The sequence below is a fragment of the Inquilinus sp. CAU 1745 genome (assembly GCF_039839375.1).
Taxonomy (GTDB): Bacteria; Pseudomonadota; Alphaproteobacteria; order DSM-16000; family Inquilinaceae; genus JBDOQU01.
The window spans coordinates 31,187-44,439 of sequence record NZ_JBDOQU010000015.1; the positions used below are offsets into that span (position 1 = coordinate 31,187).

Consider the following 13,253-nt stretch of genomic DNA (forward strand, 5'->3'; position numbering starts at 1 on the left):
CACCGCCCTTTAGAATAGGCACGGCGCAGCCTTGATCCACGAGATGTGCGATCCGGGAGGATGCCGCTTCCTATATGGCCCCCGGACAAACCGGGCTCAAGAGCACGGGGAGGAAGGGGTTCGATTGACAGCGTCCGGCGCGTCACCCCATAAGGCTTGGATGAACGCGCAGATCGCCGCCATCCATTATTATCCGGTCAAGGGGCTGAGCACCCAGCCGCTCGACTCCACGGTCCTGACGCCGGGCGAGGGGCTGCCGAACGACCGACGGTTCGCGATTGCCCACGGGGCCAGCCGGTTCGACCCTTCCCAGCCGGAATGGCAGCCCAAGCGGCAATTCCTGATGCTGATGCAGAATGAGCGGCTGGCGGCGCTGACGACGCGCTTCGATCCGGAATCGACGATGCTGACTGTCGAGCGGGACGGCAAGCCGGTGGCGCGCGGCAATCTGGAAACCCAGATCGGCCGCGACCTCATCAACCAGTTCTTCGCCGCCTATATGGGGCGGGAGGCGCTGGGCGCGCCGAAGCTGGTCGAGGCGCCGGGCATCATGTTCTCCGACACGCGGGAGAATTTCGTCTCGCTCATCAACCTCGCCTCGCTCAAGGACCTCGAACGGGTGGTGCGCCGGCCGATAGACCCGCGCCGCTTCCGCGGCAATCTGCTGGTCGAGAGGCTGCCGGCCTGGGGGGAATTCGATCTGGTCGGTCAGGAGCTGTCGATCGGCGATGCGCGGCTGGTCGTGCGGGAGCGCATCGGCCGGTGCGCCGCGACGAATGTCGACCCCGACAGCGGCGCGCGCGACCTGAATATCCCGAAATCGCTGCTGACCGGCTACGGCCATGCCGATTGCGGGATCTATGCGGAGGTGATCGAGGGCGGCAGGATCAGCGTCGCCGATCCGATCGTGGCGGTTCCGGCCTGACGATCCCCCGATGATGCGCCTGGCCCCCACTCTGTTCGCCCTGCTGACGGTGGCCGCCTGCGCGGGCGGGGAAAGGCCGGCGGAGATGATCCGGACAATCCATCCCGACTACGCCGCCGACCGCCATATCGCCGAGGCGCTGCCCGCGCTGCGGAACAGTTGCGGGATAATGGCGGAGCGGCAGGGCGCGGCGTGGCGGCCGGTCTGCGCCGCGCTGGCCGACCTTCCCGAGGACGACGAGGCCGTCCGCGCCTTCCTGGACCGCTGGCTGGTCGCCGTGCCGGTGACGGCGGCGGATGGCGGCCGGGACGGGCTGTTCACCGGTTACTACGTCCCCGGCCTGCGCGGATCGTGGCAGCCGACGGCGACGTACCGCTACCCGCTCTATGCCCCGCCGGGAGGGTCCGGCGCGCTGCCGACGCGGGCGGAGATCGAGGACGGTGCGCTGGAGGGGCGTGGGCTGGAGATATTGTGGCTGGACAATCCCGTCGACCGGTTCTTCCTGCACATCCAGGGATCGGGCCGGGTGGAGATGGCGGATGGGTCGACGGTCGGCGTGGGCTTCGCCGGGCGCAACGGCCACCCCTATTTCGCCGTCGGCCGCGCGCTGATCGATTGGGGGGAGGCGACGCCGGAGACGATGTCGATGGCGTTCATCCGCGACTGGATGGAAGCCAACCCGGCACACGCGCAGGACCTCATGAACCTGAACCAGTCCTACATCTTCTTCGAAGCCCATCCCGACACCGGCGCGACCGGCGCGCTGGGCGTCCCGCTGACGCCCGGCCGGTCGCTCGCCGTCGACCCGGACCACATCCCGCTGGGCACGCCGCTATGGGTGGAGCTGGACTCCGTGCCGGCGGCGAACGGCATGGGGTCGCTCAGCCGGCTGATGGTCGCGCAGGACACCGGCAGCGCAATCCAGGGCGCGGTCAGGGGCGATGTCTTCTGGGGCTATGGGAAAGAGGCCGGCGCGATAGCCGGGGCAATGCGGTCGGAGGGGCGGTATTGGGTGCTGAGGCCGAAGAACCAATAAGCCCCTCACCCTCCCAATCGCTACGCGATCGGGTCCCTCCCTCTCCCCTGAGGGGCGAGGGGTGAAATTGGTAGCCCTCTCCCCGTTGGGGAGAGGGTTGGGTGAGGGGTGCTTGTTGGTTGGTCAGCCCGCGTCGGTGGCGTCGGGGGCCGGGTTCTTGCGGGGGCGGCCGGGGCGGCGGCGGGGCTTTTCGGCTTCCTCCGGGGAGGCTTCCGCACCGCCGGCCTCGACCGGGGCTTCCGCGGCGGCGCGAGGCGCGCGGCGACGGACGGGCCGGGCCGGCGGCTCGGGCTGGTCTTCATCGCGCCCGTTGATTTGCCCATTATGGCTGTCGGCATCCCGCGCGTCGGCCTGGCGGGGATCCTCGAACAGGTCCTCCTCACGGGTATCCTGATCGCGGCCGCCCTCCCGACCACCATCCCGACCGCCACGGGGCTGGTCGCGGTTCGGGCGATCCCGATGGCCGCCGTCGCGACGCCCGCCGAAATCGCGCTGATCGTTCTGGTCGCGCCGGTCGTCCCGGTCGCGATTGTCGTCCCGGTCGTCGTCGCGGCCGCGATTGTCGCGGTTGTCCTGGCCGCGATTATCCTGACTACGGTTGTCCTGATCGCGATTATCCGGCCTGCGATGGCCGTTGCCGCCTCTGTCGTCGTCGCGATTGTCGGAATTGTCGCGCTGGTCCAACTGCTGCTGTTGCTGCTGGTTGAACGCTTCATTCACCGAATTGATGATGCGCTGATAGTGCTCGGCGTGCTGGAGATAGTTCTCCATCATCACGCGATCGCCGGACGCCGTCGCGTCGCGGGCAAGCGCCTGGTACTTCTCGAACACCTGATGGGCGTTGCCGCGGATGCGGACGTCCGGCCCGTTGCTGTCGAAAGTCTGGTTCCGGTTCGGAAGGTTAGACCGGCGGCCGCCCTGGTTATTGTTGCCTCGGCCGCGCGAACGTCTGGTGTTCGGTCCCTGTCTCATCAAGCCTGTGCTTCGCCTTAGAGTGTCTGCCGACGCCCCATGGGTCGGTCAGTAGCGCATCCCATCGAACGAGCCCGCTTGTGACACTTTCGTCCGTCGCGGACGATCACAGGTGGCCGTCGATGTAGGAAGCCGCGGAAAGAGACGTGACAGACATGCCGCCGCTCTTTCGATAGAAAGAACCTAGCGTCCCTCCGAACCGATTCCAAACGTTTTCTGCCCGAAAACCGCCCTCGGGACGGAAGAGAGGTCGTTTCGGACGCCGATGTCGGCCAGTCCGGCGTCAGCCAGCAGCGCCGATACGTCGCCCGCCTGGCCCTTCCCCGCCTCCAGTACGATCCAGCCGCCTGGCCCCAGCAGGCGGGGCGCCTGCGCGGCGATGGCGCGATAGGCGTCCAGCCCGTCCCGCCCGCCGGAGAGCGCCAGCGGCGGGTCATGGAGGGTCACCTCCGGCTCCAGCCCGCCCAGATCGCCCGCCGAGATATAGGGCGGGTTGGAGACGATCAGGTCGAATGTCCCCTCCAGGGGCGTTCCCCAGTCGCCGACCGCCATCGCCGCGCGGCCGGCGAGCCCCAGCCGCGCCGCGTTCGCCCGCGCCGTCGCGGCGGCCTCCGCGCTGCGGTCGAGGCCGATGCCGAAGGCGTTGGGTCGTTCCGACAGGATGGCGAGGAGCAGGCATCCCGTGCCGACGCCGAGATCGAGGACCCGCAGGGGTGCATCCCGGTCCGGCGACAGCGCCAGCGCCGCCTCCACGATCGTCTCGCTGTCCGGTCGGGGGTCGAGCGTCGCGGGGGAAAGGAGGAAATCCAGGCTCCAGAATTCCCGCGATCCGAGGATACGGCTCACCGGTTCGCGCCGGAGCCGCCGCGCGGCCAACCTTTCGATCCGCTCAAGCTCCGCCGGCCCCACGATGCGGTTGGCGGAGGAAAGAAGGCCGGCCCGGTCGAGGCCCAGCGCGTGCCCGACCAGGAGGCGCGCGTCGATCCTGGCGTCGGGGATTCCGGCGCGGGCGAGATCGCCGGCGATGGCGGCGATGAGCGCCGCCACGGTCCTGCCCGTCAGTTGAGCGCGGCGAGGCGCGCGGCCTCGTCCTCCGCGGTCAGCGCGTCGATGATCTCGTCCAGCGCCTCGCCCAGCATCACCTTGTCGATCTTGTAGAGCGTCAGGTTGATGCGGTGGTCGGTGACTCTCCCCTGCGGGAAATTGTACGTCCGGATACGTTCGGACCGGTCGCCGGAGCCGACCTGGCTCTTGCGGTCGGCCGCCCGCTCCGCGTCCTGGACCGCGCGCTCCGCCTCATAGATCCGGGCGCGCAGGATCTTCATCGCCTTTGCCTTGTTCTTGTGTTGCGACTTCTCATCCTGCTGGGCGACAACGATGCCGCTGGGCAAATGGGTGATGCGCACCGCGCTTTCCGTCTTGTTGACGTGCTGCCCGCCGGCGCCCGACGCGCGGTAGACGTCGATGCGGAGGTCCTTGTCGTCGATCGTCACGTCGACCTCCTCCACATCCGGCAGCACGGCGACGGTGGCGGCGGAGGTGTGGATGCGGCCCGATGCTTCGGTCGCCGGCACCCGCTGGACGCGGTGGACGCCGCTTTCGAACTTCAGCCGGGCGAAGACGTTGCGCCCGGTGATGTTGGCGATCGCTTCCTTCATGCCGCCGATGCCGGTCTCGCTCAGATCCATCACCTCGAACCGCCAGCCCTGGAGGGCCGCGTATTTCCGGTACATCTCGAACAGGTCGCCGGCGAACAGGGCGGCTTCGTCCCCGCCCGTGCCGGCGCGGATCTCCAGGATGGCGTTCTTCTCGTCCGCCTCGTCCCTGGGCAGCAGCAGCACCTGGACCCGGCGTTCCATCGCCGGCAGGCGCTCCTTCAGCGCGTAATATTCCTCCTCCGCCATGCGGCGCATCTCCGGATCGCCGTCGGCGCGCATCTGGTCGAGGTCCGCCAGCTCCGTCCGGGCGGCCCTGAGCGACGCGATCTCCGCCGCCACCGGCTCCAGATCGGAATATTCCTTCGACAGGCCGGCCATGCGGACAGCGTCGAGCGCCGGGGAAGCGAGCGTATCCCGCAGTTCGGCCACCCGCGCCAGCACCTTGTTGAAACTGTCCTCTATGCTCACGGTCGGCAGCCTTCCGGGAGGCCGGTCCGGCCCGTGGAAAAATCCGTCATCATTTGTCGTCTTTTGTCATCATTCGGGAGGATCGAAGCGCCGCGCGCCTATTCGGCCGCCTGGTCGGCGACATCCTTCGCCGCCTCGATCTCGCGGGCCTTCTCCTCGACCATCGAGACCAGATGGTCAACGATGCCCTGATCCTTCAGCCGGTGATGGGGCAGCCCGCCCACATAGACCTGATGGACGCCCTTGCCGCCGCCGGTGAAGCCGATATCGGTCATCGTCGCCTCCCCCGGACCGTTGACCACGCAGCCGATGACGGAGACGGTGAGCGGCGTGGTGATGTGGGCCAGCCGCTCCTCCAGCACCTTCACCGTCTCGATCACGTCGAACTGCTGGCGCGCGCAGGAAGGGCAGGAGACGACGTTGACGCCGCGATGGCGCAGGCCCAGCGACTTCAGCATGTCGAAGCCGACCTTCACCTCCTCCACCGGATCGGCCGACAGCGACACGCGGATGGTGTCGCCGATGCCCGACCACAGCAGCATCCCCATGCCGACGGAGCTTTTCACCGTACCGGAGCGGAGCCCGCCCGCCTCCGTCACGCCGAGATGGAGCGGATAGTCGCAGGCCTCCGCAAGCTGCTGGTAGGCAGCCACGGCCAGGAACACGTCGGACGCCTTGACGGAGATCTTGAAGTCGAGGAAATCCTCGTCCTCCAGCAGCCGCGCATGGTTGAGCGCGCTTTCCACCATCGCCTCCGGGCAGGGTTCGCCATACCGTTCCAGCAATTCCCGCTCCAGGGAGCCGGCATTGACGCCGATGCGCATGGAGCAATTGTTGTCGCGAGCGGCCTTCACTACCTCCCGCACCCGGTCCTTGCTGCCGATATTGCCGGGATTGATGCGCAGGCAGGCGGCTCCGTTCTTCGCCGCCTCGATCCCGCGCTTGTAGTGGAAATGGATGTCGGCGACGAGCGGGACCGTCACCTCCGGCACGATCTCCTTCAGCGCCGCGCTGGATTCCTCGTCGGGGCAGGAGACGCGCACGATGTCCGCGCCCGCCACCTCCAGCGCCCGGATCTGCGCGATGGTGGCCTGGGCGTCCTTCGTCAGCGTGTTGGTCATCGACTGGACGGTGATCGGCGAATCGCCGCCGACGGGGACGGACCCGACCATGATCCGCCGGCTCTTCCGGCGGTCGATCTGTCGATAGGGGCGGATAACGGTCATCTTCGCAGCAGGTCGTTGTGAGCCGGTCGTGGTGGTTCCCTCCTCAACGCGGAGTCGGGAAACGCGGACGCACCGAAGCGCCAACAAATGTGGGGCCGATGGCCCGCTAGGGCAATGCGTTAAACCGGCGCGGCCATCAGTCGGCGGCGTTCAGTCGGCGGCGGCGCCCGCCAGAAGCTGCGCGCCGTCCAGCGCCACGTCCCGGACCACGTCGCCCGGGCCGCCCAGCGCCGGCGCTTCCTCGCCATCCACCATGATGCGCAGGCCGCCGGCATTGCCGGTGACCATCCGGAGGCCGTCCGTCTGGGGAACGGAATAGACCTCCCCCGGCTCCAGCACGCGGGTCATCACGAGATTGCCTTCCGCGTCGCGGATCTGCACCCAGCTCTGCGCCGTCGCTGTGATGACGATGCCATCGTCCAGCGCCGGGGCCGGGGCCGCCACGGGCTCCTCAGCCGGCGGCAGCGGCGGCGGCGCGGACGCGACCGTGCTCGTGGCGGCGGCAGCCGGCGTTTCGGCGGCCGGGGCGGCGGCGGGCGCTTCGGGCGCGGGCGGGAGATCGGCGGTCGAAGGGACCGGCGTCGCCGGTTGGTCCAGCGGCTGGTTCAGCGCCGTCGCCGGGGCATCCTCGACCGTCCCGGCCGGAACCGCCGGCGGCGTGTCGGCGACGGAAGGCGCGGCCGGCAGCGCCGGTGCGTCGTTATCGGCAGTGAGCGTCGGGACGGGCGTGTCGGCCGGAGCATCCTCCAACGCCGGAAGAGGCGTCTCCGCGACCGGAGCCGGCGGCGCGGCGGGAGTTTCGGTTGCGGGGGGCACGGGGGTCACCGGCGTCACGGCCTCCGGCGGCGGGGCGACGACCGGATCGGACGCGCCGCCGATCAGCGCGGCGAACCGTTCCGGCAGCGGGGCCACGATCTCCGCCACCGTGCGGTCGTTGGAGGCCAGATAGTACCAGCCGCCATAGACGAGGCCGCCCAGCAGCAGCGCGATCAGGACCAGCGCGCCGCCCGGCATCCGGCCTTCGGGCACCGGGGCGGGGAAATTCAGCTCCGCATGCTGGGGGGCGCCGTCGATCTCACTCTTGAACCGGCGCACCAGTTCGTCGACATCCAGGTCCAGCAGTTCGCCATAGGTCTTCAGGAAGCCGACGGCGTAGACGGAACCCGGCAGATCCTTGAACCGCCCTTCCTCCATCGCCTGGAGGTAGGCGTGCCGTATGCGCAGGAGGGTTGCCACTTCGCGGAGGGAGTATCCCGCCCGTTCGCGCGCATCGCGCAGGATGCCGCCGACCGTCAGGTCGTAGGCGCGTTCGTCGTAGCTCTGGTCCAAGCCTTCGGCCTCGCCGTCATCCGAAACAACCGACAATGTTCTGGTGGTTCTGGCCATGTTTCACGCCGTGACTTGATAAAACCCTACATCCCGATCACAGGGTATGGACCTGAATTGTCGCTTTTCGGTAAACGGAGCGCCGTTGCACACCAAAATGATTATCGCGCAACGTTGTAGACAAAATCGGGTGTCGGGGCAAAGGCAGATTCCAAACCGCCTTGGGAGGGTCCGACGGCGAAGGCATCGGAAGGCCCCTTCCGCGCGAAGCGGAAGGGGCGGGCAGCGGCGGATCAGTGATGGAGGCCGGAGCCCCCGACCGCCACGAGGTTGTACGGCATGCCGTCGATATCAATCCGGCGGGTTTCCTGCAGCGTTTCGGGATCAATGATGCGCAACACGCCGGCAAGCGGGTCGGACAGCACGATCTCATCCCCCGCCACGGCGATGCGCGGGCGGGGGTCGCTCCAGTGCCCGTCCATGCTGTAGGGCCGGGTAATTGCGGCCGTCGCCACGATTTCCGCCGCCATCACGTCCAGCTTGTGAAGATCGCCATCCTCGGTGAGCGCATAGGCGAAACGCGGCCGGGCCGGATCGACGGCGAAATCGACGCGCCGGGCCGGCAGCCGGACGAGGGAGAACGCATCCTCCTCCGACGGGTCGACGACGACCACGGCGTCCGGGCCGTAATTGCCGAGGAAATACCGGAGCGCGACGCCGCCGAGCAGGGTTCCGGTCTTGCCTTCCGGCAAATCGTCCGGATAGGGCAGCAGGCGCACGGACGGCGCATCGTCGCCGGATTCGACGATCAGCAGCCCGGCCTCGCAACCGAACGCCATCATCGACCCGGAGGCCGCCTCTCCATGGAGACCGGGGCAGGCATGGACCCCGCCGACCGGATCGCCTTCGCCCGTGAGGACCTGGATTCCGATCGGAAGTTCGGTCGGATCGTCAGGATTGGGGACGGAGACGAGTATATGATCGCCGAATGTCGCGGCGACGCCGTGATGGGGCGCTTCGGCGGAAATCTCCGCCGGGTTCGCGTCGCCGTCCAGCAGGGCCGCCTCCGTGACGATGCGGGCCACGCCTTCGCCATCGAAGAACAGCGCGACCCTGCCGTCATGGGCGACGAAATGGACAGGCCTGTCGCCTTCGACCGTCGCCTCCAGGAGGCGCGGCGCGGAAACGTCCAGATCCGCATGGTCGCCGTGATCTTCCAACAGGATGCCGGTGTCGATGACCGACACCGCGTCGGCGTCCCGCTGGACGGCGAAGACCGTCCGTTCGGATTCCGTCCTGTAAAGCCGCGCGGGGGCCGAAAGCTCGAAGGTTCCGACTACCGCCCCGTCAGCGAGATCGACCGCCCGCACGACGGACTCGCCATGATCGGCGACGAAGAGCCGCCAGTGCTCCCCCTCCTCCGCATGGGCCGGCGCGACGGCCACGGCCAGGGCGGCGGAGAGGAGGAGATTTCTGAAGATTCGCATGATCGTTCCGTTAGTTATGTTATAACATAACTATTCCACGGAAGGGCGATGACGGCAAGCGGTTTGTCGGCATCCATGGACCGCCGACGGCGGGCGAGACGGCGCCCGGTTCTTCACCGCCGGTGAGGCGGAATGGGCTAATGGATTCCGGATCAAGTCCGGAATGACCAACAAAAACAATGTCATGCTCGAAAACAATATCATGCTGGACTTGATCCAGCATTCATGCGGCGTCGAGAATGGACGAGCCGTGCCCGGTTCTTCGCCGACGGTGAAGCGGTGAGGTCCCATGGATTCCGGATCAAGTCCGGAATGACCAACAAAAACAATGTCATGCTGGACTTGATCCAGCATCCATGCGGCGTCGAGGATGGACGAGCCGTGCCCGGTTCTTCGCCGACGGTGAAGCGGTGAGGTCCCATGGATTCCGGATCAAGTCCGGAATGACCAACAAAAATGGTGGAGCGGCGGAGAATCCTTCCCGTCAGATCCGCACGCCGCGGTCGAGGGCGTAGGCGCGCAAGGGTGCGCGGAGGCTGTGGCCGTCGGAGCGGCAGAGGGGGTCGAGGAACCGCTCCAGCCGGCCGACATCGAGACTGCGGATCATCATCTTGACCGGGCCCACGGCGGCCGGGCTCATCGACAGGCTGCGGAAGCCGAGGCCGATGAGCGCCATCGCCTCGAGCGGCCTGGCCGCCATCTCCCCGCAGAGGCCGACCGGAACGCCCGCCTCCCGGCAGCGCAGCGCCAGTTCGCGAAGCAGCGTGAGCAACGCCGGCGACAGCGGGTCGTAGCGGCGGGATATCATCGGGTTCCCGCGATCGGCGGCGTAGAGATATTGCGTCAGATCGTTGGAGCCGACCGAGACGAAATCGACCTTGGGCAGCAGCGCCGGCAACTGCCACAGGAGCGACGGCACCTCCAGCATCAGCCCGACCCGGACGGTGGACGGCGTGGCGACGTTTTCCCGGGCGGCGCGCGTCAGCTCCATATCCATCAGGCGGCGGGCGGCGTCGAATTCGGCGACGGTGGCGACCATCGGGAACATGACATGGACCGGCCGTCCCGCCGCCGCCCGGATCAGCGCGCGGAGCTGGGTCCGCAGCATCGCCGGCCGGTCGAGTCCGATGCGGATGGCGCGCCAGCCCAGCGCCGGATTCTCCTGCTCCTGCGCCTCGAAATAGGGCAGCGACTTGTCGCCGCCGATATCGAGGGTCCGGAAGACGACCGGCTTGTCGCCGGCGGCGTCCAGGATCTTCGCGTAGAGGTCGGTCTGGACCGCGACGTCGGGGAATTCCGATCGCACCATGAACTGGATTTCGGTGCGGTAGAGCCCGACGCCGTCGGCGCCCGTGGCGTCGAGATGCGGCATGTCGATCAGCAGGCCGGCATTGACGTTGAGCGAGACCCGGGCGCCGTCCAGACTATCGGCCGGAAGGGGCGCGACCTCCGCATATTCCTGCTGTCGCTGTTCGCGCAGCAGCACGTTCTGCTGGAACGCCTCCTGCACGTCCTCCGCCGGGCGGACGAAGACCTGGCCGTTGTCGCCATCGACCACCACCGGGTCCAGATGCTCGATCAGCGTCATCGCCTCGGCGGCCTTGCCGACCACGGGGATGTTCATCGCCCGGGCGACGATGGCGACGTGGCTGGTCGTGGAGCCGTCCTCCAGCACCAGCGCGCGGAGGCGCTTCTGGTCGTAATCCAGAAGCTCCGCCGGGCCGATGGTGCGGGCTACCAGCACCACATCGTCCGGCAGCGTGCCCGACGCGGCGGCCGAGGTTCTGCCCGACAGATGCAGCAGCAGCCGGTTCGCCAGATCGTCGAAATCCAGCAGCCTTTCGCGGATATAGGGATCGGTCATGTGCGCCATGCGGGCGCGGGTGTCGTTGCGGACGCGCTGGACCGCCGCCTCCGCCGTCAGGCCGGCATTGATCGCCTCATGGATGCGGCCGAGCCAGCCGCGATCCTCCGCGAACATGCGGTAGGCCTCCAATATGTCCTTGCTCTCCTCGATCCCCGCCGCCGCCGTCGTCGCCAGAAGCTGATCCAGCGAGGCGTGCATGGTGTCGACCGCCGCGCGGAAGCGCGACAGCTCCACCGCCGGGTCGTCGGCGACCATCTCCCTGATCGTGAGCTGCTGCTGGTGCAGGACGGCCAGCCCCTGTGCCAGGCCGGGATTGAGCGTCATGCCGTCGAGGCGCGACGGCAGATCGCTGGCCGTCGCCTCCGTCGGCGGCGCGCCGGCCGCCTGGCGCTCCCGTTCCCGGCCGGCGACCAGCTCCGCCACCACCATCGCGATGGTTTGGAGGGTCTCGACCTCCTCCTCGCTATAGTTGCGGCGGCGGGCATTCTGAATGACCAGCACGCCCCGCACCTTGCCGCCGCGCAGGATGGGCACGCCGACCAGCGACTGGTAGGGATCCTCCCCCGTCTCCGGCCGGTAGGCGAAGCTGGGATGGCTGGGCGCGTTGGCGATGGCGAGCGGCCGGGCGCTGGCCGCGATGTCGCCGACCAGGCCCTCCCCGACCCGGAGCCGGGTGCGGTGGACGGCTTCGGGATTGAGGCCGACGGTCGCGAACAGCTCCAGCACCTCGCCGGGGCGCATGACGTAGCAGGAGCAGACCTCCGCCACCATCTCCGCCGCGATCAGGGTGACAATCTTGTCCAGCCGCGACTGGGCGGTGCCCGACCCGGCCATGACGTCGCGCAGGCGCGCCAGCAGGCGACGGGACGGGCTGACGCCCGGAACGGACTGTCCCGGCGTGCGGATCATCCGAAGCGGCCGGCGCGCCGGCCCATCAGGCGGCGTCCAGCCCGTAGGCGGTGTGCAGGGCGCGGACGGCGAGCTCCAGGTACTTCTCCGCCACCAGCACGCTGATCTTGATCTCCGACGTCGAAATGACCTGGATGTTGATCCCGTTCTCCGCCAGCGCCTTGAACATGCGCTGGGCGACGCCGGCGTGGCTTCGCATGCCGACGCCGATGACGGAGATCTTCACCACGTCCGGATCGGGAACCAGCCTCTCATAGCCCAGCGCCTCCTTCACCGAGGACAGGACCTGCACGGTGCGGTCGATATCGGTGTTGCCGACGGTGAAGGTGAGGTCAGTCGATCTTCCGTCCTCCGACACGTTCTGGACGATCATGTCGACATTGATGGCGTTCTCCGCCAGCGGCCCGAAGATGGAGGCGGCCACGCCCGGACGGTCGGGGACCTTCATGAGGGTGATCTTCGCCTCGTCCCGGCTATAGGCGATTCCGCTGACGACTTCCTGTTCCACGATCTCGTCCTCATCCACCACCAGGGTCCCTGGCGTATCCTCGAAACTGGAGCGCACCTGGACGCGCACCCGGTGCTTCATCGCCATCTCGACCGAACGGGTCTGAAGCACCTTGGCGCCCTGGGACGCCATCTCCAGCATTTCCTCGTAGGTGATCTTATGAAGTTTGCGCGCGCCGCGCACGATTCGCGGGTCGCAGGTATAGACGCCGTCGACATCGGTGTAGATGTCGCAGCGGTCGGCCTCCAGCGCCGCGGCCAGCGCGACGGCGGAGGTATCGGACCCGCCGCGGCCCAGCGTCGTGATCCGCCCGGTGGGGGAGACGCCCTGGAAGCCGGCGACCACCGCCACCTCCCCGGCCGAAAGGCGGCGGTCCAGTTCGGCCGTCTCGATTCCCTGGATACGTGCCTTGCCGTGGACGTCGTCGGTCCTGACCCTGATCTGCCAGCCGAGCCACGACCGCGCGGTGACCCCCAGCTCCTGCACCGCCATGGCGGTCAGCCCCGAGGTCACCTGCTCCCCCGATGCGACGATGGCGTCGTATTCGCGGGCGTCGTGGAGCGGGCTCACCTGCCGGCAATAATCGACGAGCTGGTTGGTCACCCCGGCCATGGCGGAGACGACGACCGCGACCTGGTTGCCGCGATCGACCTCGGCCTTGACGCGGCGGGCGACATTCTTGATACGGTCCACGTCGGCAACCGACGTGCCGCCGAATTTCATGACGATGCGTGCCATCTGGTCTTCGAACGGCTCCTCGGAAACCGGTGGTCTGGCTGGGCGGAAACCGGAGACCGGCCGGAAGGCGGCCCGGATGGCGAAAGCCCGGGCCGAACCGGGGCTTGGAAGCCCACGTTTCATTGCCCGGACC

Annotated in this window: 10 protein-coding genes; 2 read left to right on the plus strand and 8 right to left on the minus strand. The window is 68.1% G+C overall.

What is annotated here, in order from left to right:
* The first annotated feature begins 160 nt into the window (after window positions 1-160).
* Together AAFN89_RS16235 and AAFN89_RS16240 are read left to right on the plus strand one after the other, a co-directional pair.
* Window positions 161-925, plus strand: a complete 765-nt coding sequence (locus AAFN89_RS16235) for an MOSC domain-containing protein (protein ID WP_347540197.1) — start codon at window positions 161-163, stop codon at window positions 923-925.
* 10 nt (window positions 926-935) lie between these two features.
* Window positions 936-1,961, plus strand: coding sequence for an MltA domain-containing protein (locus tag AAFN89_RS16240; protein WP_347540198.1), 1,026 nt, complete (start codon window positions 936-938; stop codon window positions 1,959-1,961).
* 123 nt (window positions 1,962-2,084) lie between these two features.
* Here the strand turns inward: AAFN89_RS16240 and AAFN89_RS16245 are convergent, their stop codons facing one another.
* The 8 genes from AAFN89_RS16245 to AAFN89_RS16280 form a co-directional block, all read right to left on the minus strand.
* Window positions 2,085-2,933 carry a DUF4167 domain-containing protein gene (locus AAFN89_RS16245; protein ID WP_347540199.1) on the minus strand — a complete coding sequence of 283 codons (849 nt, stop codon included), beginning with the start codon at window positions 2,931-2,933 and terminating at the stop codon, window positions 2,085-2,087.
* A gap of 183 nt (window positions 2,934-3,116) precedes the next feature.
* On the minus strand, window positions 3,117-3,980 hold the full coding sequence (gene prmC, locus AAFN89_RS16250) for a peptide chain release factor N(5)-glutamine methyltransferase (protein WP_347540200.1): 864 nt from the start codon (window positions 3,978-3,980) through the stop codon (window positions 3,117-3,119).
* 11 nt (window positions 3,981-3,991) lie between these two features.
* Window positions 3,992-5,059: a peptide chain release factor 1 gene (gene prfA, locus AAFN89_RS16255; RefSeq protein WP_347540201.1), complete on the minus strand. Its 1,068-nt coding sequence runs from the start codon at window positions 5,057-5,059 to the stop codon at window positions 3,992-3,994.
* 98 nt (window positions 5,060-5,157) lie between these two features.
* Window positions 5,158-6,285 (minus strand): flavodoxin-dependent (E)-4-hydroxy-3-methylbut-2-enyl-diphosphate synthase, encoded by a 1,128-nt coding sequence (ispG, locus tag AAFN89_RS16260; RefSeq protein WP_347540202.1) that lies wholly within the window; start codon window positions 6,283-6,285, stop codon window positions 5,158-5,160.
* 150 nt (window positions 6,286-6,435) lie between these two features.
* Window positions 6,436-7,671 carry a RodZ domain-containing protein gene (locus tag AAFN89_RS16265; protein ID WP_347540203.1) on the minus strand — a complete coding sequence of 412 codons (1,236 nt, stop codon included), beginning with the start codon at window positions 7,669-7,671 and terminating at the stop codon, window positions 6,436-6,438.
* Window positions 7,672-7,904: 233 nt separating this feature from the next.
* Window positions 7,905-9,098 carry a zinc metallochaperone AztD gene (gene aztD, locus AAFN89_RS16270; RefSeq protein ID WP_347540204.1) on the minus strand — a complete coding sequence of 398 codons (1,194 nt, stop codon included), beginning with the start codon at window positions 9,096-9,098 and terminating at the stop codon, window positions 7,905-7,907.
* A gap of 484 nt (window positions 9,099-9,582) precedes the next feature.
* The gene (gene ptsP, locus AAFN89_RS16275) at window positions 9,583-11,874 is read right to left on the minus strand and encodes a phosphoenolpyruvate--protein phosphotransferase (protein ID WP_347540205.1); all 2,292 of its coding nucleotides are present in this window, start codon (window positions 11,872-11,874) and stop codon (window positions 9,583-9,585) included.
* A 25-nt stretch (window positions 11,875-11,899) separates the two neighbouring features.
* Window positions 11,900-13,120, minus strand: coding sequence for an aspartate kinase (locus AAFN89_RS16280; RefSeq protein WP_347540207.1), 1,221 nt, complete (start codon window positions 13,118-13,120; stop codon window positions 11,900-11,902).
* Between the last annotated feature and the right edge of the window lie 133 nt (window positions 13,121-13,253).

Coding starts and splice junctions, on each gene's coding strand:
- AAFN89_RS16265 (WP_347540203.1), bottom strand. CDS start 7,671: ATGGCCAGAACCACCAGAACATTGTCGGTTGTTTCGGATGACGGCGAG.
- AAFN89_RS16280 (WP_347540207.1), bottom strand. CDS start 13,120: ATGGCACGCATCGTCATGAAATTCGGCGGCACGTCGGTTGCCGACGTG.
- ispG (WP_347540202.1), bottom strand. CDS start 6,285: ATGACCGTTATCCGCCCCTATCGACAGATCGACCGCCGGAAGAGCCGG.
- ptsP (WP_347540205.1), bottom strand. CDS start 11,874: ATGATCCGCACGCCGGGACAGTCCGTTCCGGGCGTCAGCCCGTCCCGT.
- AAFN89_RS16240 (WP_347540198.1), top strand. CDS start 936: ATGATGCGCCTGGCCCCCACTCTGTTCGCCCTGCTGACGGTGGCCGCC.
- AAFN89_RS16245 (WP_347540199.1), bottom strand. CDS start 2,933: ATGAGACAGGGACCGAACACCAGACGTTCGCGCGGCCGAGGCAACAAT.
- aztD (WP_347540204.1), bottom strand. CDS start 9,098: ATGCGAATCTTCAGAAATCTCCTCCTCTCCGCCGCCCTGGCCGTGGCC.
- AAFN89_RS16235 (WP_347540197.1), top strand. CDS start 161: ATGAACGCGCAGATCGCCGCCATCCATTATTATCCGGTCAAGGGGCTG.